This is a genomic window from Pseudomonas sp. SWRI154, from assembly GCF_014268645.1.
Classification (GTDB): Bacteria; Pseudomonadota; Gammaproteobacteria; order Pseudomonadales; family Pseudomonadaceae; genus Aquipseudomonas; species Aquipseudomonas marvdashtae.
In genome coordinates this window covers 254,851-273,979 of sequence record NZ_JABWQW010000001.1, presented here as the reverse complement: position 1 = coordinate 273,979, position 19,129 = coordinate 254,851, and the positions used below count along the sequence as shown (strand labels likewise).

The 19,129-nt window shown below is 60.2% G+C and carries 17 protein-coding genes; 3 read left to right on the top strand and 14 right to left on the bottom strand.

Annotated features, from left to right (window positions below; all coding sequences use genetic code 11):
• Positions 1 to 42: 42 nt before the first annotated feature.
• The 9 genes from aceA to HU806_RS01140 all read right to left on the bottom strand — a co-directional run bounded on the left by aceA (position 43) and on the right by HU806_RS01140 (position 10,914).
• Entirely contained in the window at positions 43 to 1,368 is a 1,326-nt protein-coding gene (gene aceA, locus HU806_RS01180) for an isocitrate lyase (protein ID WP_186609315.1), read from the bottom strand.
• Between the two features lie 457 nt (positions 1,369 to 1,825).
• Entirely contained in the window at positions 1,826 to 2,587 is a 762-nt protein-coding gene (locus HU806_RS01175) for a secretin N-terminal domain-containing protein (protein ID WP_186609313.1), read from the bottom strand.
• A gap of 192 nt (positions 2,588 to 2,779) precedes the next feature.
• Positions 2,780 to 3,205, bottom strand: a complete 426-nt coding sequence (locus tag HU806_RS01170; RefSeq protein WP_186609311.1) for a GNAT family N-acetyltransferase — start codon at positions 3,203 to 3,205, stop codon at positions 2,780 to 2,782.
• Entirely contained in the window at positions 3,198 to 4,364 is a 1,167-nt protein-coding gene (locus tag HU806_RS01165) for a ribosomal protein uL16 3-hydroxylase (RefSeq protein ID WP_186609309.1), read from the bottom strand. Before HU806_RS01165 ends, HU806_RS01170 begins: the two co-directional genes overlap by 8 nt.
• Before the next feature lie 84 nt (positions 4,365 to 4,448).
• Entirely contained in the window at positions 4,449 to 5,819 is a 1,371-nt protein-coding gene (gene purB / locus HU806_RS01160) for an adenylosuccinate lyase (RefSeq protein WP_186609306.1), read from the bottom strand.
• Between the two features lie 124 nt (positions 5,820 to 5,943).
• Entirely contained in the window at positions 5,944 to 6,567 is a 624-nt protein-coding gene (gene hflD / locus HU806_RS01155; RefSeq protein WP_186609304.1) for a high frequency lysogenization protein HflD, read from the bottom strand.
• The gene (gene mnmA, locus HU806_RS01150) at positions 6,564 to 7,688 is read right to left on the bottom strand and encodes a tRNA 2-thiouridine(34) synthase MnmA (protein WP_186609302.1); all 1,125 of its coding nucleotides are present in this window, start codon (positions 7,686 to 7,688) and stop codon (positions 6,564 to 6,566) included. The genes hflD and mnmA overlap by 4 nt, the downstream gene beginning before the upstream one ends.
• Positions 7,689 to 7,747: 59 nt before the next feature.
• Complete coding sequence (locus HU806_RS01145; RefSeq protein WP_186609300.1) at positions 7,748 to 8,194, bottom strand: NUDIX hydrolase; 447 nt, start codon at positions 8,192 to 8,194, stop codon at positions 7,748 to 7,750.
• 494 nt (positions 8,195 to 8,688) lie between these two features.
• Positions 8,689 to 10,914 carry an NADP-dependent isocitrate dehydrogenase gene (locus HU806_RS01140; RefSeq protein ID WP_186609298.1) on the bottom strand — a complete coding sequence of 742 codons (2,226 nt, stop codon included), beginning with the start codon at positions 10,912 to 10,914 and terminating at the stop codon, positions 8,689 to 8,691.
• A 481-nt stretch (positions 10,915 to 11,395) separates the two neighbouring features.
• On the opposite strand from HU806_RS01140, the gene icd reads away from it, so the two are divergent.
• Positions 11,396 to 12,652 carry an NADP-dependent isocitrate dehydrogenase gene (gene icd / locus HU806_RS01135; RefSeq protein WP_186609296.1) on the top strand — a complete coding sequence of 419 codons (1,257 nt, stop codon included), beginning with the start codon at positions 11,396 to 11,398 and terminating at the stop codon, positions 12,650 to 12,652.
• 75 nt (positions 12,653 to 12,727) lie between these two features.
• Here the strand turns inward: icd and HU806_RS01130 are convergent, their stop codons facing one another.
• A complete protein-coding gene (locus tag HU806_RS01130) occupies positions 12,728 to 13,009 on the bottom strand; it encodes a cold shock domain-containing protein (protein ID WP_186609625.1) in 282 nt (93 codons plus the stop codon).
• Between the two features lie 240 nt (positions 13,010 to 13,249).
• Here HU806_RS01130 and clpS point away from each other — a divergent pair, with 240 nt between their 5' ends.
• Positions 13,250 to 13,612 carry an ATP-dependent Clp protease adapter ClpS gene (gene clpS, locus HU806_RS01125; RefSeq protein ID WP_053157775.1) on the top strand — a complete coding sequence of 121 codons (363 nt, stop codon included), beginning with the start codon at positions 13,250 to 13,252 and terminating at the stop codon, positions 13,610 to 13,612.
• A gap of 29 nt (positions 13,613 to 13,641) precedes the next feature.
• Positions 13,642 to 15,912, top strand: a complete 2,271-nt coding sequence (gene clpA / locus HU806_RS01120) for an ATP-dependent Clp protease ATP-binding subunit ClpA (protein ID WP_186609294.1) — start codon at positions 13,642 to 13,644, stop codon at positions 15,910 to 15,912.
• Positions 15,913 to 16,123: 211 nt separating this feature from the next.
• Here clpA and infA read toward each other — a convergent pair whose 3' ends face one another.
• The 4 genes from infA to trxB form a co-directional block, all read right to left on the bottom strand.
• The gene (gene infA / locus HU806_RS01115; RefSeq protein WP_002553999.1) at positions 16,124 to 16,342 is read right to left on the bottom strand and encodes a translation initiation factor IF-1; all 219 of its coding nucleotides are present in this window, start codon (positions 16,340 to 16,342) and stop codon (positions 16,124 to 16,126) included.
• 158 nt (positions 16,343 to 16,500) lie between these two features.
• Positions 16,501 to 17,208 carry an arginyltransferase gene (locus HU806_RS01110; protein WP_186609286.1) on the bottom strand — a complete coding sequence of 236 codons (708 nt, stop codon included), beginning with the start codon at positions 17,206 to 17,208 and terminating at the stop codon, positions 16,501 to 16,503.
• Between the two features lie 57 nt (positions 17,209 to 17,265).
• A complete protein-coding gene (aat, locus tag HU806_RS01105) occupies positions 17,266 to 17,946 on the bottom strand; it encodes a leucyl/phenylalanyl-tRNA--protein transferase (RefSeq protein WP_186609284.1) in 681 nt (226 codons plus the stop codon).
• Between the two features lie 72 nt (positions 17,947 to 18,018).
• Positions 18,019 to 18,978: a thioredoxin-disulfide reductase gene (trxB, locus tag HU806_RS01100; protein ID WP_186609283.1), complete on the bottom strand. Its 960-nt coding sequence runs from the start codon at positions 18,976 to 18,978 to the stop codon at positions 18,019 to 18,021.
• Positions 18,979 to 19,129 lie beyond the last annotated feature (151 nt).

The window sequence follows — 19,129 nt, the reverse complement described above, 5'->3', positions numbered from 1 at the left end:
TTAGCTTTTATTCGGTCCGCAAGGGCCGTTTACACGTTTTGATCAGTGGAACTGTTCTTCTTCGGTCGAACCGGTCAGTGCGGTCACCGACGAGGTGCCGCCCTGGATCACGGTGGTCATGTCGTCGAAGTAGCCGGTGCCGACTTCCTGCTGGTGGGCCACGAAGGTGTAGCCTTTGGCGGCGTCAGCGAACTCCTGCTCTTGCAGTTTCACGTAGGCAGTCATGTCGTTGCGGGCGTAGTCGTGCGCCAGGTTGAACATGCTGTGCCACATGTTGTGAATGCCGGCCAGGGTGATGAACTGGTGTTTGTAGCCCATGGCGGACAGTTCGCGCTGGAACTTGGCGATGGTCGCGTCGTCCAGGTTTTTCTTCCAGTTGAAGGAAGGCGAGCAGTTGTACGACAGCAGTTGGTCCGGGTATTCCTTCTTGATCGCTTCGGCGAAGCGACGGGCTTCGTCCAGGTCCGGCTTGGCGGTTTCGCACCAGATCAGGTCGGCGTACGGGGCGTAGGCCAGGCCGCGGGCGATGGCTTGGTCAAGACCAGCGCGCACTTTGTAGAAGCCTTCCTGGGTACGTTCGCCAGTCACGAATGGCTGGTCGTACGGGTCGCAATCGGAGGTCAGCAGGTCGGCCGCGTTAGCGTCGGTACGCGCCAGAATGATGGTCGGCGTGCCGGCAACGTCGGCAGCCAGACGGGCAGCGGTCAGCTTCTGCACGGCTTCCTGGGTTGGCACCAATACTTTGCCGCCCATGTGGCCGCATTTTTTCACCGAGGCCAGTTGGTCTTCGAAGTGAACGCCGGCGGCGCCTGCCTCGATCATGCTTTTCATCAGCTCGTAGGCGTTCAGTACGCCGCCGAAACCGGCTTCAGCGTCAGCCACGATCGGCGCGAAGTAGTCGATGTAGCCTGCGTCGCCTGGGTTCTTGCCGGCTTTCCACTGGATCTGGTCGGCGCGGCGGAACGAGTTGTTGATGCGCTTGACCACGGTTGGAACCGAGTCCACCGGGTACAGCGACTGGTCGGGGTACATGGATTCGGCGGAGTTGTTGTCCGCCGCCACTTGCCAGCCCGACAGGTAGATCGCCTGGATGCCGGCCTTGACTTGCTGCACAGCCTGGCCGCCGGTCAGGGCGCCCATGCAGTTGACGAAATCTTTCTCGGGACGGAAGGCTGGCTTGGCGCCCTGGGTGACCAGGTTCCACAGCTTCTCGGCGCCCATCTTCGCAAAGGTGTGCTCAGGTTGAACCGAACCACGCAGGCGGACGACGTCAGCAGCGGAATAATTGCGCTTCACGCCTTTCCAGCGCGGGTTTTCAGCCCAGTCTTTTTCAAGGGCTGCAATTTGCTGTTCGCGTGTCAGTGCCATGGAGATAAACCTCGTCGCATAGGTCTGGGGTGGAAAATTCCTGCTCCTGCCGACCAGGGAGTTGGCGTACAAGTCGGTTCAGGTGGGGAGGCGACGGGATGAACGATGGGCTCGAGGGGAAAGTGAGCAGGTAGAGGCGAACTGCGGGCGCATTCGGGCGTCGTGGGCCTTGATACGAACTCAGAGTGATGCCGGGTTACCTAGTTACGCTTCCGTCCCTCGGGACAACTTCGTTCCAGTCGCAACCTCGTCAAACACACCTTGTGGGCGGTACAGACACGAATCGGCTCGCAGGGTAGTTGCAAGCGTCGACCCGAAGGCCCTTGCCAGGGCCCCTGATTAGCGGGAGCGAGGCCATCATGCCTTCGGTTTTTTGGCTCGTCAAACGTTTTGTAGTGCTTTTTTTCAGGCACTACATCTTTGGTCTAATACGACTCATCAGTCAGTTTTTGGTGCTTTAGTTCAGGGTATCGACCTTGACCCGCAAAATCATGTCATCCCGGCCTTGGGTCGAGTAGCTGCGGGTCAGGCCCTGTTTATCGGCTTGCGTCTGGCGATTCACGCCGGCCAGGGTGATCCATTCGCCCAGGCGACCGCTGACGGTTGTGTCGGTACTTTGCACGTTCACTACATCGGGACGTTCCTGGCTCATGCGGTCACGGTTGGTACTGATGTTCAGATGAACGGTCTCGCCAGTGACGCTGGCTGTCACATAAAAACCTTGGGTGACGTTGCGGTATTCGGTCTGGCTTTGCATGCGGCCGTAGCTGTCGGTCTGGTTGCTGGTGAACGGCACGCTCTGGCCCACCTGGATCAACGCCGGCTGGCCTTCGCTGGCCTGGATCTGTTGCACGCCACCGTCACGGCTGGCCGTGCTGCGGTTGATGATGCGGGTCTGGCTCGGGGCGGCGCCGTTGATGGAATAGCCCTGGTCGCCCTGCAGGTTGTTTTCGTTGGTATCGACGGTGATCAGCAAGCGCTTGGGGGCGGTGTCCAGTTGGGCCAGGAATTGCCGAAGCTCGGCAATCTTGCCGGGCTCAGCGTTGACGATCAACTGGTTGCCATAGGCGCTGACCTGACCGTCCTTGCCGATGAAATTCTGCGCCACCGGCAGCAGGTCCGCGCTGGTTCGGTAGTTCAGCGGCACGATTTCGGTGGCGGCCATGACTGACAGGCTGCAACCGAGCAGCAAGGTGGTCAGCAGGGTACGTAGGGACATGTCCATTTCTCCGCGAGACAAAGGCTAGATATTGCCAGTTTGTCGGCCCCGGATGGGGCAAGTTGAATGGTAGACGGCAAAACGCCCCGGCATCGGTGGATGGCGGGGCGTTTTGGGCGTTGCAGGATGCTTTTGTGGTGAGGGAGCAAGCTCCCTCGCCACAGGGTATTGTGTTGCTGCTTCCAGCGGTGTTCAGGTTGAATGACGCACCATGTCCACATGTGGAATCCCGGCTTCGAGGAATTCCTCGCTGACCACCGCGAACCCCAGTCGCTCATAGAACGGCGTGGCATGCACCTGCGCGCTGAGCATCTGTTGCTGGAGGCCGCGTTTCTCGGCCTCGGCAATCACCGCGTGCATCAGCGCATCGCCCACCTTCAGGCCGCGCCAATCCTTGAGGACCGAAACGCGACCGATGTGGCCGTCGACCAGAAGGCGTGCGGTGCCGATGGGAAAGTCGCCCTCGTAGGCCAGGAAATGCACCGCTTCCTGGTCATCCGAATCCCACTCAAGCTCCGGTGGCACGGATTGCTCGGCAATGAACACCGTTTCACGAATGCGCCGGATCTCGGCGTTATCCTTTTGCCAGTCTGCGACACGAACGTGAATTTTATTCATCGGCGAACCCCAGGCTGCCTTGTTTGACCAATTCGCAGATCAGGCCGCGACCGTCTTCATCGGCCAGCCATGGCCCGAGGTTCTCGATGTGCAGCGCCTCGGCGGCGCAAATCATCTTCAACAGGTCACGCAGCTTGCCCGGTAGGTAACGGCTTTGGCCGCTGGCGAACAACAGCAGGTCATCATCGACTTCCGACCAGGCGAGGCGGGCGCTCGGGTTGCGGATGATCACCGCGCCCTGTTCCAGGCCGGCCAGCAGGTCGTCTTCTTCCATTTCTGGACCGACCACCAGTTCCGGGTAGCGCGGCTCGGTCATGAACTGGCCGAACCAGGTCAGCAACAGGCGTTCGTCGCTCATGTGCTCGGCCAGCAGGCCCTTCAGTCGGTCGAGGGCGTCGTGCTGGATCTGATGCGGATCGGCGACAGGTCGCGCATCGGCGTCGGTGTAGCGCTCTTCGTCAGGCAGGAACTGGCTGAGGAAGTCGGTGAAGTGTGTCAGTACCTCGGCCGCGCTGGGCGCGCGGAAACCCACCGAGTAGGTCATGCAATCATCCACGGCGACGCCGCAATGGGCCAGGCGAGGTGGCAGGTAGAGCATGTCGCCCGGTTCCAGCACCCACTCGTCGGTGGCTTCGAAATCGGCGAGGATGCGCAAGTCCGCGTGCGGCAGCAGCGGGCTCTCGGAGTCGCACATCTGGCCGATTTTCCAGTTGCGCTTGCCATGGCCTTGCAGCAGGAACACGTCGTAGTTGTCGAAATGCGGGCCTACGCCGCCACCGGGGGCGGCGAAGCTGATCATCACGTCATCGATGCGCCAGCTCGGCAGGAAGCGGAAATGTTCAAGCAGCTCGCTGACTTCCGGGACGAACTGATCGACAGCCTGTACCAGCAGGGTCCACTCGCGCTCCGGCAGCTTGCTGAATTCGTCCTCGGCAAATGGGCCGCGACGCAGCTCCCACGGGCGTTCGCCGTGCTCGATCACCAGGCGCGACTCGATCTCTTCTTCAAGCGCCAGGCCAGCCAACTCGTCGGCGTCGATCGGGCTTTCGAAGTCGGGGATGGCTTGGCGGATCAGCAGCGGTTTCTTTTGCCAGTAGTCGCGCAGGAACTCCCGTGCCGTGATGCCGCCCAGGAGTTGCAGTGGAATATCAGGATTCATGTGTAACCTATTGAAAAAATATACTTTTCAGACGCGAATAAAAACGCCCGGCGCGGCCGGGCGTCTCAAAGATGAAGCGGTGTCTCAGATGCGCTTGGCTTGTGCCGCTGCGTTGCCGATGTAACTGGCCGGTGTCAGCTTCTTCAGCTCAGCCTTGGCCTCGGCAGGCATGTCCAGGCCATCGATGAAAGTCTGCAGCGCTTCAGGGCTGATGCCCTTGCCACGGGTCAGTTCCTTGAGCTTTTCATACGGGTTTTCGATGTTGTAGCGACGCATCACGGTCTGGATCGGCTCGGCCAGGACTTCCCAGCAGGCGTCCAGGTCGGCGGCGATTTTCTGCTCGTTCAGTTCCAGCTTGCTGATGCCCTTGAGGCTGGCCTCGTAGGCGATGACGCTGTGGGCAAAACCCACGCCCAGGTTGCGCAGCACGGTGGAGTCGGTCAGGTCGCGCTGCCAGCGGGAAATCGGCAGCTTGCTCGCCAGGTGCTGGAACAGCGCGTTGGCAATGCCCAGGTTGCCTTCGGAGTTTTCGAAGTCGATCGGGTTGACCTTATGCGGCATGGTCGAGGAACCGATTTCGCCGGCAATGGTGCGCTGCTTGAAGTAACCCAGGGAGATGTAGCCCCAGATATCACGGTCGAAGTCGATCAGGATGGTGTTGAAACGGGCGATCGCATCGAACAGCTCGGCGATGTAGTCGTGCGGCTCGATCTGTGTTGTGTACGGGTTGAAGCTCAGGCCCAGTTCGTCTTCGATGAAGGCGCGGGCGTTGGCTTCCCAGTCGATGTCCGGGTAGGCCGAGAGGTGGGCGTTGTAGTTGCCCACGGCACCGTTGATCTTGCCCAGCAATGGCACGGCGGCAACCTGGGCGATCTGGCGCTCCAGGCGGTAAACCACATTCGCCAGTTCCTTGCCCAGGGTGGTCGGCGAAGCCGGTTGACCGTGGGTGCGCGAGAGCATCGGCACGTCGGCGAAGCGGATCGCCAGCTCGCGGATGGCCTGGGCGGTCTGGCGCATCAGTGGCAGCAGCACGTCGTCACGACCTTCGCGCAGCATCAGCGCGTGGGACAGGTTGTTGATGTCCTCGCTGGTGCAGGCAAAGTGAATGAACTCGCTGACGTTGGCCAGCTCCGGCAGCTTGGCGGCCTGCTCCTTGAGCAGGTATTCAATGGCCTTGACGTCGTGGTTGGTGGTGCGCTCGATCTCTTTGACGCGCTCGGCGTGCTCCAGCGCGAAATTGTCGGCCAGGGTGTTCAATACTGCGTTGGCTTCGGCGGAAAAGGCCGGGACTTCGCCAATGCCGGGGTGGGCGGCCAGGCGCTGGAGCCAGCGCACTTCAACCAGGACGCGGGCACGGATCAGGCCGTACTCGCTGAAAATCGGGCGCAGGGCCTGGGTTTTGCCGGCGTAGCGGCCGTCTACAGGGGAAACCGCAGTGAGCGAAGAGAGCTGCATGGGGTGTTCTCGGACAGTCGGGCAACGAAATGGGGCGCGTATCATACATGAAAACCAGCGCCGGTCCGTCGCCAACTGACCGGCGTGTTACGCGTAATAAGCTAAAAAAACAGGTTGAGGCGACTTATTCGTTGCGCATCAACGGGTAAAGCTCTTTCAACAATTTGCGACGGCTGATCACCAGTTGCCAGCGATGACCACCGAGTTGTCGCCATAGCCGCGCCGAGCGAATCCCGGCCAACAGCAGGGCGCGGATTTTCGAGGCGTTGTTCGGTTGCTGCAGGTTGCGCATGTCGCCATGGACCTGGATGCGCTGGCGCAAGGTGCTCAGGGTGTCCTGGTACAGCGCACCGCAGGCGGCGATGACGTTTTCGTGGGACGGCCCGAAGTGCTCGACCTGGGACTGGATCTGCGGCAGGCGCTTGCCAATGGTTTCGAGCAAATCGTCGCGCTTGGCCAGCTGGCGTTCCAGGCCCAGCATCGACAGGGCGTAGCGTAGCGGTTCGCGTTGCAGGGTGCTGGGGTCGCGCTCCAGGGCGCCGATCAAGGCGCGATAGCCTTCGCGCAGGTTCAGGTCGTCGCCGCCGTAGACTTCCAGCGTGTCCTTGGGGTCGCGCACCAGCAGGCTGCCGAGCATGCAGCCCAGGCCGGCTTCGGTGGCCTGGCCGGTCTTGGCGATCCGGTCCACCAGCACGGCGGCGAGGAATACGCCGCCCAGCGCTGTCAGTTGCTCCTGGGTCTGCGTCATGCCTTGTTGCTCCAAGGCTCTGCGACTTCGATCACGCCGCCGCCCAGGCAGATGTCGCCGTCATAGAACACCACGGACTGGCCGGGTGTGACCGCGCGCTGCGGATCATCGAACGTGGCGCGATAACCGCTGGCGGTTTTTTCCAGGGTGCAGGGCTGGTCGCTTTGGCGGTAGCGAACCTTGGCCGTCAGGCGACGCGGCTCGCTGAGGTCGATCGGGTTGACCCAATAGATGTCGGAGGCGAGCAGGGCGCGGGAGAACAGCCACGGATGGTCGTTGCCCTGGCCGACGATCAGCTCGTTGTGCTCCAGGTCCTTGACCAGCACGTACCACGGCTCTTCGCCGGCATCTTTCAGTCCGCCGATGCCCAGGCCCTGGCGCTGGCCGATGGTGTGGTACATCAAGCCATGGTGGCGACCGATGACTTCGCCTTCGGTCGTCTTGATCTCGCCCGGCTGGGCTGGCAGGTATTGCTTGAGAAAATCGCTGAAGCGACGCTCGCCGATGAAGCAGATCCCGGTGGAGTCCTTCTTCTTGGCGGTGGCGAGCTGGTGTTTCTCGGCGATTGCGCGCACTTCGGGTTTTTCCAGTTCACCCACCGGAAACAGGGTCTTGGCGATCTGCTCACCGCCGACGGCATGCAGGAAGTAGCTCTGGTCCTTGTTCGGGTCCAGGCCCTTGAGCAGTTCGGTACGGCCGTCGATGTCGCGACGGCGCACGTAGTGGCCGGTGGCGATCAGGTCGGCACCGAGCATCATGGCGTAATCGAGGAACGCCTTGAACTTGATTTCGCGGTTGCAGAGGATGTCCGGGTTCGGCGTGCGCCCAGCCTTGTATTCGGCCAGGAAATGCTCGAACACGTTGTCCCAGTATTCGGCGGCGAAGTTGGCGGTGTGCAGCTTGATGCCGATCTTGTCGCATACGGCCTGGGCGTCTGCGAGGTCGTCCATGGCGGTGCAGTATTCGGTTCCGTCGTCTTCTTCCCAGTTCTTCATGAACAGGCCTTCCACCTCATAACCCTGCTCGATCAGCAGAAGGGCGGAAACGGAAGAGTCCACGCCGCCGGACATGCCGACGATGACGCGCTGCTTGGGGGTATTCGAAGAGGCTGGATCACGCATAGGAATTCAATGTGTGTCTTGAAAAAGGACGCGATTCTATCAGGCCCGGGCGCGCAAGGCTAAAGAGAAGGGCGGATCAGTGACAGGCTGTGACGGTGGCCGGCCAGAAAATCGTCGATACAGCGGATAATCAGCTCGCTGCGCCAGTGGTCGCGTTGTTCGAGCAGTTCGTCGCGGGTCAACCAATGGGCGCCGAGGATGCCGTCGTCCAGTTGGTATTCGGGATGGTGTTTCAGGGCCTTGGCGGCGAAGCAGACCCGTTGGTAAGTCACGCCGTTGCTCGGGGCGGTGTAGAGGTAGATGCCGGTGACGCTGGTGGGTTCGACGTCCCAGCCGGTTTCTTCGAGGGTTTCGCGTATGGCGGCTTCGATCAGGGTTTCGTTGGGATCCAGGTGGCCGGCGGGCTGGTTGAGCACCGCGCGGCCGCCCTTGGATTCTTCCACCATCAGGAAGCGGCCGTTGTCCTCGACGATGGTGGCGACGGTGATGTGGGGGTGCCAGTTCATAAGACTCCTTTATTTCTCAGATTGGGATGTGGGCTGCTGTGGGGGAGGCGCGATGATGGGTTGGGTGCTGGCCTTGATTGAGTACATATCCATTGCTGCGGTAACGGCTGCTTGGGGTTCCGCTCTTACAGCGGGTCACTTTTTTCAGACGCCAAAAAAGTAACCAAAAAGGCTTTGCCCCACCACTCGGTGCCTCGCCTAGGCTCGGCATGCCCTCACTCCGGCATTGCTCCGTGGGCCGCCGCGAAGGGCCATCCATGGCCCAGCGCGGCTAACCCGGCATCCATGCCGGGTTGCCCACTGCACAATGCCTGCGTTCGGCCATCGTGGTTAACGGGGCGCCCCAGATCAAGATCAAAATCAAAAGCGGCTTGAGGGCTTCCCCTCAACCATAGAATCTCCCACAGGGGGAGTAGGTTGTCAGGGGGAAATGGGGGGGGCCAGAAACACAAACCCCGGCACAAGGCCGGGGTTCGTGGTGCTTCCTTACAACCTTACACCAGCGCAGCAATCGCCGCGTTGAAGGTGGTGCTTGGGCGCATGGCCTTGCTGGTCAGCTCGGGGTTGGCGAAGTAGTAGCCGCCGATGTCCACTGGCTTGCCCTGGACGGCGTTGAGCTCGGCAACGATTGTTTCTTCGTTGTCGGTCAGGGTCCTGGCCAGGGTCGTGAACTGAGCCTTGAGGGCTGTGTCGTCATCCTGGGCCGCCAATGCCTGGGCCCAGAACAGGGTCAGGTAGAAGTGGCTGCCGCGGTTGTCGATGCCGCCGACCTTGCGCGAAGGCGACTTGTTGCGGTCCAGGAACTCGCCAGTCGCCTGGTCGAGGGTCTTGGCCAGCACCAGCGCTTTCGGGTTGTTGTAGGTCACGCCCAGGTGTTCCAGGGAAGCGGCCAGGGCCAGGAACTCGCCCAGGGAATCCCAGCGCAGGAAGTTTTCTTCCAGCAGTTGCTGAACGTGCTTGGGTGCCGAACCGCCGGCGCCGGTTTCGAACAGGCCGCCACCGTTCATCAGCGGCACGATCGATAGCATCTTGGCGCTGGTGCCCAGTTCCATGATCGGGAACAGGTCGGTCAGGTAATCGCGCAGCACGTTACCGGTCACCGAAATGGTGTCCTTGCCTTCGCGGGTGCGGGCCAGGGTGAATTTCATCGCGTCGACTGGCGACATGATGCGGATGTCCAGGCCGGAGGTGTCGTGATCCTTCAGGTAAGCCTGGACCTTCTCGATCATCACGCCGTCGTGGGCGCGCATCGGGTCCAGCCAGAAGATCGCCGGGGTGCTGCTGGCGCGGGCACGGTTGACGGCCAGCTTGACCCAATCCTGGATCGGCGCGTCCTTGGTCTGGCACATGCGGAAGATGTCGCCAGCTTCGACGTTCTGCTCCAGCACGGTGCGACCGTTGTTGTCCGAGACACGGACCACACCGTCAGCCTTGATCTGGAAAGTCTTGTCGTGGGAGCCGTACTCTTCGGCTTTCTTGGCCATCAGGCCGACGTTCGGCACGCTGCCCATGGTGGTTGGGTCGAAGGCGCCGTGTTGCTTGCAGTCTTCGATCACCGCCTGGTAGATGGTGGCGTAGCAGCGATCCGGGATCACGGCCTTGGTGTCGTGCAACTGGCCGTCGGTGCCCCACATCTTGCCGGAGTCACGGATCATGGCCGGCATCGAGGCGTCGACGATAACGTCGCTCGGCACGTGCAGGTTGGTGATGCCTTTGTCGGAGTTGACCATCGCCAGCGCCGGACGAACGGCATAGACCGCCTGGATGTCGGCTTCGATCTGCGCCTGCTGCTCGGCCGGCAGGGCCTTGATGCGGGCGTACAGGTCGCCGATGCCGTTGTTCAGGTTGAAGCCGATCTGCTCCAGCACCTGGGCGTGCTTGGCCAGCGCGTCCTTGTAGTACTCGGCGACGATCTGGCCGAACATGATCGGGTCGGAGACCTTCATCATGGTGGCTTTGAGGTGAACCGACAGCAGGACGCCTTTTTGCTTGGCGTCTTCGATTTCAGCGGCGATGAAGTTGCGCAGGGCGTTTTTGCCCATGACTGCGCAATCGAGGATCTCACCGGCTTGTACGGTGGTCTTTTCCTTCAGGACGGTGGCAGTGCCGTCCTTGGCGATCAGCTCGATTTTTACGCTGCCCGCGGCGTCGATCAGGGCGGCTTTTTCGCTGCCGTAGAAATCACCGGTGCTCATGTGGGCCACGTGGGACTTGGAGTCGGCAGCCCAGGCGCCCATCTTGTGCGGGTGCTTGCGTGCGTAGTTCTTGACCGACAGCGGCGCACGGCGGTCGGAGTTGCCTTCGCGCAGGACCGGGTTCACGGCGCTGCCCTTGACCTTGTCGTAGCGGGCGCGGACTTCTTTCTCGGCGTCGGTGCCCACGGTTTCCGGGTAGTCCGGCAGCGCATAGCCCTGGGCCTGCAATTCCTTGATCGCGGCCTGCAGTTGCGGCACCGAGGCGCTGATGTTCGGCAGCTTGATGATGTTGGCTTCAGGCGTGACGGCCAGGTCGCCCAGTTCGGCGAGGTGGTCGGCTACGGCTTTGTCACCCAGTTGCTCGGGGAAGCTGGCCAGGATGCGCCCTGCGAGGGAGATATCGCGGGTTTCCACGGCGATATCGGCCGAAGCGGTAAAGGCTTCGACGATCGGCAGCAGCGAATAGGTGGCGAGGGCAGGCGCTTCGTCGGTGAAGGTATAGATGATCTTCGAGCGGGTGGGCATATTCGGATTAACTCTCTTCTTTGCTAAAGCATGCGCAGAAACTCGAGGGGCGCCGGGTAAGCGCGTTCGTTCAAAGTCATCCGTGAGCCGAATGTCGAGGTTTCTTCGCGGTGATGTTGGGTGCATCAGTCGAGCGTCAAGCGGTTGGGCCGCGGTAACGGACCGGCTTTCAAGCTGGCGGAAAGTCTCGTGATAGAGCCATCAGCCGTCGTGACCCTGTGGTCAGCGGCGGCATTATACATAGGTAGCTGGCGATCTGCCGACGGTTCATAGACTTCCGTACACGTCCATTGGTCTAAACGTCGCAGGTCGCAGGGCTGGGCTATGCTCAAGTTTGGCGCTTTTCCCTTGGTTTTCAGGCTTGTACGCGGCGAAGTCGATTAATTTGCCCGGCATGGGCCGAACGTAGGGTTTGCGTGCCGATACAACTGGGGTACGCTCGAACGCAGCCAGATGTTCAATCCAAGCAATGGAGTTCAGCATGGGGTATCAAAAGATTCAGGTTCCGGCCGTCGGTGACAAAATCACCGTCAATGCAGACCATTCTCTTAATGTTCCCGACAACCCGATCATCCCCTTCATCGAAGGCGATGGCATTGGCGTTGATATCAGTCCGGTGATGATCAAGGTCGTCGACGCAGCGGTTGAGAAGGCTTATGGCGGCAAGCGCAAGATTTCCTGGATGGAAGTCTACGCGGGTGAAAAAGCTACCCAGGTCTACGACCAGGACACCTGGCTCCCCCAGGAAACCCTGGACGCGGTCAAAGACTATGTGGTTTCCATCAAGGGTCCGCTGACCACCCCGGTTGGTGGTGGTATCCGCTCGCTGAACGTAGCGCTGCGCCAGCAATTGGACCTGTATGTCTGCCTGCGCCCGGTGCGCTGGTTCGAAGGCGTGCCCAGCCCGGTCAAGAAGCCTGGCGACGTGGACATGACCATCTTCCGCGAGAACTCCGAAGACATTTATGCCGGCATCGAATGGAAAGCCGGTTCGGCCGAGGCCACCAAGGTCATCAAATTCCTGAAAGAAGAAATGGGCGTCACCAAGATCCGCTTCGACGAAGATTGCGGTATTGGTGTCAAGCCGGTTTCCAAGCAGGGCACCAAGCGCCTGGCGCGCAAAGCCTTGCAATATGTTGTCGACAATGACCGCGATTCGCTGACCATCGTGCATAAAGGCAACATCATGAAGTTCACCGAAGGTGCCTTCAAGGAGTGGGCCTACGAAGTAGCGGCCGAGGAGTTCGGCGCCACCCTGCTCGACGGCGGGCCGTGGATGCAGTTCAAGAACCCGCGGACCGGCAAGAATGTCATCGTCAAGGACGCCATCGCCGATGCGATGTTGCAGCAGATCCTGCTGCGTCCGGCCGAATACGACGTGATCGCGACCCTGAACCTGAACGGTGACTACCTATCCGACGCCCTGGCGGCGGAAGTGGGCGGCATCGGCATCGCACCAGGCGCCAACCTGTCCGACACCGTGGCGATGTTCGAAGCCACCCACGGCACCGCGCCCAAGTATGCAGGCAAGGACCAGGTCAACCCGGGTTCGCTGATCCTGTCGGCGGAGATGATGCTGCGCCACATGGGCTGGACCGAAGCAGCCGACTTGATCATCAAGGGCACCAACGGCGCGATTTCGGCCAAGACCGTGACCTATGACTTCGAACGCTTGATGGACGGCGCCAAGCTGGTGTCGTCTTCTGGCTTCGGCGATGCGCTGATTTCGCACATGTAAGCGCGTCCAGGCCAAAAGAGAATGCCCGGTTCGAGTGATCGAACCGGGCATTTTTCGTGGCGTTGGGGCAGGGCTTCAGTGGTTTTCAGTGACGCGGGTCCGGACGACTACCGGGGCGGCATCGGTCTGCACGACGACCGGGACAATGGCAATGGCGTGCACGCCCCTGGGGCCCTGGATTTTATCGAATGTCACGGCTTGCCCGGCCTTCAAGGTTTTATAGCCGTCCATCTGGATCGCCGAAAAATGTGCAAAGAGGTCTTCGGCTTGTTGATTTTCTTCGAGTCGTATGTCTTCGTTGATGAAACCATAGCCCTTGGCATTGTTGAACCATTTGACCTTTCCCTTGAATCGCATCCCGGTGCCCGACATACCAATTTCCCTCTGCAACACACCCCGGCAACGGAGTATCATCCTGATCATCCGCCGTCGATCAATGGAAATCGGATTGACTTCGCGGACCTTTTTAACCCACGGTGGGCTCTATTGGTTGTAACACCGATTTCCCGATAGTCAAGGTGATCGGGCAGTAGCGGTTGAAATCGCCTGCAAGTGGCCCCATCACTGTATTCGCTAACTAAACGAACCTTTCTTTCCATGCATGCAATCAGCCAGATTCGACTAACATTCAATCAGGATCGCCCGGATCAACATGACGACGATTCCGCAGGCATTGCTGTTCAGGAAGCAAAGCCTGCGTTACAGGCGCCACCGATGTACAAGGTGGTTTTGTTCAACGATGACTACACACCGATGGATTTCGTCGTCGAAGTGCTCGAGGTGTTTTTTAACCTGAATCGCGAGCTGGCGACCAAGGTCATGCTGGCCGTCCATACAGAGGGACGGGCAGTATGTGGAGTGTTTACCCGCGACATCGCCGAGACGAAGGCCATGCAGGTCAACCAGTACGCCCGGGAAAGCCAGCATCCGCTACTCTGTGAAATCGAGAAGGACGGTTAACGCCGACCACTTGGGTATGAGGTGAAGCTATGTTAAACCGCGAGCTCGAAGTCACCCTCAATCTTGCCTTCAAGGAGGCTCGTTCGAAGCGTCATGAATTCATGACCGTCGAGCACCTGCTGCTGGCCCTATTGGATAACGAGGCTGCCGCCACCGTTTTGCGTGCCTGCGGCGCAAACCTCGATAAACTCAAGCATGATTTGCAGGAGTTCATCGACTCCACCACGCCATTGATCCCTGTCCACGATGAGGATCGCGAAACCCAGCCAACCCTGGGCTTCCAGCGTGTCCTGCAACGTGCTGTCTTTCATGTACAGAGCTCGGGCAAGCGTGAAGTGACCGGAGCCAACGTGCTGGTCGCGATTTTCAGCGAACAGGAAAGCCAGGCGGTTTTCCTGCTCAAGCAGCAGAGCGTTGCACGTATCGATGTCGTCAACTACATCGCCCATGGCATTTCCAAAGTGCCGGGGCATGGCGATCATTCCGAGGGTGAGCAGGATATGCAGGACGACGAGGGCGGTGAGTCTTCTTCTTCGGGCAATCCACTGGATGCCTATGCCAGCAACCTGAACGAACTGGCGCGCCAGGGGCGTATCGACCCGCTGGTCGGGCGCGAGTCGGAAGTCGAGCGTGTAGCGCAGATCCTGGCTCGGCGTCGCAAGAACAACCCGCTGCTGGTGGGCGAGGCGGGCGTCGGCAAGACCGCGATCGCCGAAGGCCTGGCCAAGCGTATCGTCGACAATCAGGTGCCGGACCTGCTCGCCAATAGCGTGGTGTATTCCCTCGACCTCGGCGCCTTGCTGGCCGGTACCAAATACCGCGGGGACTTCGAGAAGCGCTTCAAGGCGTTGCTCGGCGAGCTGAAGAAGCGTCCCCAGGCGATCCTGTTCATTGACGAGATCCACACCATTATCGGTGCCGGGGCGGCGTCGGGTGGCGTGATGGATGCCTCCAATCTGCTCAAGCCGTTGCTGTCGTCGGGCGATATCCGCTGCATCGGCTCGACCACGTTCCAGGAGTTCCGCGGGATCTTCGAGAAGGACCGTGCCCTGGCGCGGCGCTTCCAGAAGGTCGATGTGTCGGAGCCGTCGGTGGAAGACACCATCGGTATCCTGCGCGGGCTCAAGGGCCGCTTCGAGCTGCATCACGGCATCGAATACAGCGATGAAGCCTTGCGCGCCGCCGCCGAACTGGCCTCGCGCTACATCAATGACCGGCATATGCCGGACAAGGCCATCGATGTAATCGACGAGGCGGGCGCCTACCAGCGGCTGCAACCGGTGGAAAATCGGGTCAAACGCATTGAAGTGCCGCAAGTCGAGGACATCGTTGCGAAAATCGCGCGGATTCCGCCAAAGCATGTCACCAGTTCCGACAAGGAATTGCTGCGTAACCTGGAGCGCGACCTGAAGTTGACGGTGTTCGGCCAGGATGCGGCCATCGACTCGCTGTCGACCGCCATCAAGCTGTCCCGCGCCGGTCTCAAGTCGCCGGACAAACCGGTGGGTTCGTTCCTGTTCGCCGGTCCTACCGGTGTCGGCAAGACCGAGGCGGCGCGGCAATTGGCCAAGGCGATGGGCATCGAGCTGGTGCGTTTCGACATGTCCGAGTACATGGAGCGTCATACCGTCTCGCGTCTGATCGGTGCGCCTCCAGGTTATGTCGGTTTCGACCAGGGCGGCTTGCTGACCGAGGCGATTACCAAGCAACCGCACTGCGTGCTGTTGCTCGATGAGATCGAGAAGGCGCATCCGGAAGTCTTCAACTTGCTCCTGCAAGTCATGGATCACGGTACGCTGACCGATAACAACGGGCGCAAGGCGGATTTCCGCAACGTGATCATCATCATGACCACGAATGCCGGTGCCGAGACCGCGGCGCGTGCTTCGATCGGTTTCACCCATCAGGACCACTCGTCCGATGCGATGGAAGTGATCAAGAAGAGCTTCACGCCTGAATTCCGCAACCGCCTGGACACCATTATCCAGTTCGGTCGCCTCAGTCATGAAGTCATCAAGAGTGTCGTGGACAAGTTCCTTACCGAACTTCAGGCGCAGCTCGAAGACAAGCGTGTGTTGCTGGAGGTTACCGATGCGGCGCGCAGTTGGCTGGCAGAAGGTGGCTACGACGTGACGATGGGCGCGCGGCCGATGGCTCGCCTGATCCAGGACAAGATCAAACGTCCGCTGGCCGAGGAAATCCTCTTCGGCGAACTGGCCGAGCATGGCGGTGTGGTCCACATCGACATCAAGGACGGCGAGCTGACGTTCGACTTCGAAACCACGGCCGAAATGGCCTGATCGTTACATGCACCAAAGCAAAAGGCGCCGAAAGGCGCCTTTTTGCTGTGTGTTGGGATCGTTCCCACGCTCCGCGTGGGAGCGCCTCAACGGACGCTCCGCGTTCGGCTTTTGGGACGCAGAGCGTCCCTGGCTGCATTCCCACGCGGAGCGTGGGAACGATCCAAAAACAAAAACGCCCGACATCAGCCGGGCGTTTTGTATTGACTTGTTAGCGAGCGCGGTAAGTGATGCGCCCTTTGCTCAAGTCATAGGGCGTCAGCTCGACGCGCACTTTGTCACCGGTAAGAATACGAATGTAGTTCTTGCGCATCTTGCCGGAGATATGCGCGGTTACGACGTGCCCATTTTCCAACTCCACACGAAACATGGTGTTGGGCAGGGTGTCGACGACAGTGCCTTCCATTTCGAAGCTGTCTTCTTTCGACATGCAGTAAAGCCCTCGGTATCCAGTGAATGGCCCGGTGCAACTGCGCCAGGCAAAAGCGGCGTGCATTGTGCCCGAAAAAGGGGGGGCAAGCCAAGGGGTTCTTGGGAGGTTCATCAATGGGGCTGGCGCCGGGATCGGGCAATAACCTGCGAGCTGCCTTAGTTCAAGACAACCCACCGCTGGTTGATCAGCAATTCAATGGGCCGATATTGGGTCTTGTAGTTCATTTTTTTGCAGTTCTTGATCCAGTAGCCCAGGTAGACCGCTTCCAGGCCCAGGCGCCGGCATTCGTTGATTTGCCAAAGGATCGCGTAGCGCCCGAGGCTGCGTTTTTCTTCGTCGGGCTCATAAAAGGTGTACACCGCCGACAGCCCGTTGGGCAGCAGGTCGGTGACGGCGATGGCCATCAGCTTGCCTTCGAGGCGAAACTCATAGAACCGCGAAAACGGCAGGTCGCGTACCAGGAAAGTCGAGAATTGGTCCCGGCTGGGTGGGTACATGTCGCCGTCGGCGTGGCGCTGTTCAATGTAACGCTGGTACAGGTCGAAGTATTCCTCGCTGAACTGTGGCTTGGCGGGCCGAACCTGCAGGTCGGCGTTGCGCTTGAAAATGCGCTTCTGCTGGCGATTGGGCGTGAATCGAGCCACGGGGATGCGCGCGGGAACGCACGCGTTGCAATGCTGGCAATGGGGCCGGTAGAGATGATCGCCACTGCGACGAAAACCCATCTCCGACAAGTCTGCGTAGACATGCACATCCATGGGCTGGCTAGGGTCGAGGAACAGCGTCGTGGCCTGCTCCTCAGGCAGATAACTGCAGGAGTGGGGTTGAGTGGCATAGAACTTCAAGCGCGCCAACTCAGTCATGATCGACCCTCGGAAATAAACTTCAATTGAAGTGTAAGCCAGGAGCGCGAATATCGCTCAGCAAACCCAGGAGGCACGGTTGGGCTGGTCCAGATGGGCCTCCAAGTAACCGGCGAACGCAGTGCGCGGGATCGATCGGGCCCCCAGGCTGTGCAGGTGCTCGGTGGGCATCTGGCAGTCGATCAGCACGAAACCCGCTTCCTTGAGGTGTTGGACCAGGGTTGCGAAGCCGAATTTCGACGCATTGTCGGCCTGGCTGAACATGGACTCGCCAAAAAACAGTTGCCCCATCGCCAGCCCATACAGGCCGCCCACCAGTGTCCCTTGATCCCAGACTTCGACCGAATGGGCGAAGCCACGTCGATGCAGTTCCAGATAAGCGGTCTGCATCGCATCGGTGATCCAGGTGCCGTCTGCATAATCGCGAGGTGCGGCGCACGCCTTGATGACAGCAGCGAAATCCCGGTCGAACGTCACTTCATAGCGTTGCTTGCGCAACAGCTTGTGCAGGCTGCGCGAGACGTGCAGTTCGTCGGGAAACAGCACGGTACGCGGGTCCGGCGACCACCAAAGGATCGGCTGGCCTTCCGAGAACCAGGGAAAGCAGCCATGGCGATAGGCCTGGATCAGCCGGTCGGCGGAAAGGTCGCCGCCGGCAGCCAGCAGGCCGTTGGGGTCGCGCATGGCCTTTTCCAATGGCGGGAAATCGAATGTGTTGCGTTGTAACCAAGTGAGCATCGTTATCCGGGCGTGCAGAAGGGGAGGGTGGCCGGGCCCCGAAGGATCGGTGCCCGCCCTAAAGGTTAACCGTCAAACGGCTGGGATGTCATCGAGATACTTCTCTGCATCCAGTGCGGCCATGCAACCGGCGCCGGCCGACGTAATGGCTTGTCGATAGACATGATCGGCCACGTCGCCGGCGGCGAAAACGCCTTCGATGTCGGTGGCGGTGGCATTGCCCTCGCTGCCGCCGCGTACGATCAGGTAGCCGTCGCGCATCTTCAACTGGCCCTGGAACAGGTCGGTATTGGGTTTATGCCCGATGGCAATGAACACCCCGGCCAAGGACAGCGTGCTGGTTTCGCCCGTCTCGCTGTGCCGCAGGCGCGCGCCGGTCACGCCGCTGGCGTCACCCAGCACTTCGTCCAGGTTCTGGTTCCAGTGCAGCCGGATATTGCCGTTGGCGGCTTTTTCGAAGAGTTTGTCCTGGAGTATTTTTTCCGAGCGCAGCTTGTCCCGTCGATGAACCAAATGCACTTCCTTGGCGATATTGGACAGGTACAAGGCTTCTTCCACTGCGGTATTGCCGCCGCCGATCACCGCCACTACCTGGTTCTTATAGAAGAAACCATCGCAGGTCGCGCAGGCTGAAACGCCTTTGCCGGCGAAGGTTTCCTCCGAGGGCAGCCCGAGGTATTGAGCCGAGGCGCCGGTGGCGATAATCAGCGCGTCGCAGGTGTAGGTGCCGCTGTCGCCGACCAGTTCGAACGGACGCTGTTGCAACTTGGCGGTGTGGATATGGTCGTAGACGATCTGCGTGTCGAAGCGCTCGGCGTGCCGTTGCATGCGCTCCATCAGCACCGGTCCGGTCAGGCCTTCGACGTCGCCAGGCCAGTTATCGACTTCAACCGTGGTCGTGAGCTGGCCACCGGCCTGCATGCCGGTAATGACGACGGGTTTGAGGTTGGCACGGGCGGCGTAGACAGCCGCGCTGTACCCGGCAGGGCCGGAACCGAGAATAATCAGGCGTGAATGCTTCGCTTCGCTCATAAAAACACCTCATAAGCCTTTGTCACAAAAGAGAATGCATGCTCAAATTGGCGCCCATCAACCCCTGTTTCTGGCTATGCTGTCGCCGAGCGTACGAGCAATGCCTCGGGCGTGACAAACCCGTACAATGCTTGAGTTTTGAACGCAGGAG

Bases quoted from the DNA above. Each gene is read 5' to 3' on its own strand.
- infA (WP_002553999.1), bottom strand. From the start codon at position 16,342: ATGTCGAAAGAAGACAGCTTCGAAATGGAAGGCACTGTCGTCGACACC.
- hflD (WP_186609304.1), bottom strand. From the start codon at position 6,567: ATGACGCAGACCCAGGAGCAACTGACAGCGCTGGGCGGCGTATTCCTC.
- HU806_RS01175 (WP_186609313.1), bottom strand. From the start codon at position 2,587: ATGTCCCTACGTACCCTGCTGACCACCTTGCTGCTCGGTTGCAGCCTG.
- HU806_RS01110 (WP_186609286.1), bottom strand. From the start codon at position 17,208: ATGACTGAGTTGGCGCGCTTGAAGTTCTATGCCACTCAACCCCACTCC.
- clpA (WP_186609294.1), top strand. From the start codon at position 13,642: ATGTTAAACCGCGAGCTCGAAGTCACCCTCAATCTTGCCTTCAAGGAG.
- mnmA (WP_186609302.1), bottom strand. From the start codon at position 7,688: ATGCGTGATCCAGCCTCTTCGAATACCCCCAAGCAGCGCGTCATCGTC.
- HU806_RS01170 (WP_186609311.1), bottom strand. From the start codon at position 3,205: ATGAATAAAATTCACGTTCGTGTCGCAGACTGGCAAAAGGATAACGCC.
- HU806_RS01140 (WP_186609298.1), bottom strand. From the start codon at position 10,914: ATGCCCACCCGCTCGAAGATCATCTATACCTTCACCGACGAAGCGCCT.
- icd (WP_186609296.1), top strand. From the start codon at position 11,396: ATGGGGTATCAAAAGATTCAGGTTCCGGCCGTCGGTGACAAAATCACC.
- HU806_RS01165 (WP_186609309.1), bottom strand. From the start codon at position 4,364: ATGAATCCTGATATTCCACTGCAACTCCTGGGCGGCATCACGGCACGG.
- aat (WP_186609284.1), bottom strand. From the start codon at position 17,946: ATGCTCACTTGGTTACAACGCAACACATTCGATTTCCCGCCATTGGAA.
- trxB (WP_186609283.1), bottom strand. From the start codon at position 18,978: ATGAGCGAAGCGAAGCATTCACGCCTGATTATTCTCGGTTCCGGCCCT.
- HU806_RS01145 (WP_186609300.1), bottom strand. From the start codon at position 8,194: ATGAACTGGCACCCCCACATCACCGTCGCCACCATCGTCGAGGACAAC.
- purB (WP_186609306.1), bottom strand. From the start codon at position 5,819: ATGCAGCTCTCTTCGCTCACTGCGGTTTCCCCTGTAGACGGCCGCTAC.
- HU806_RS01130 (WP_186609625.1), bottom strand. From the start codon at position 13,009: ATGCGATTCAAGGGAAAGGTCAAATGGTTCAACAATGCCAAGGGCTAT.
- clpS (WP_053157775.1), top strand. From the start codon at position 13,250: ATGCATGCAATCAGCCAGATTCGACTAACATTCAATCAGGATCGCCCG.
- aceA (WP_186609315.1), bottom strand. From the start codon at position 1,368: ATGGCACTGACACGCGAACAGCAAATTGCAGCCCTTGAAAAAGACTGG.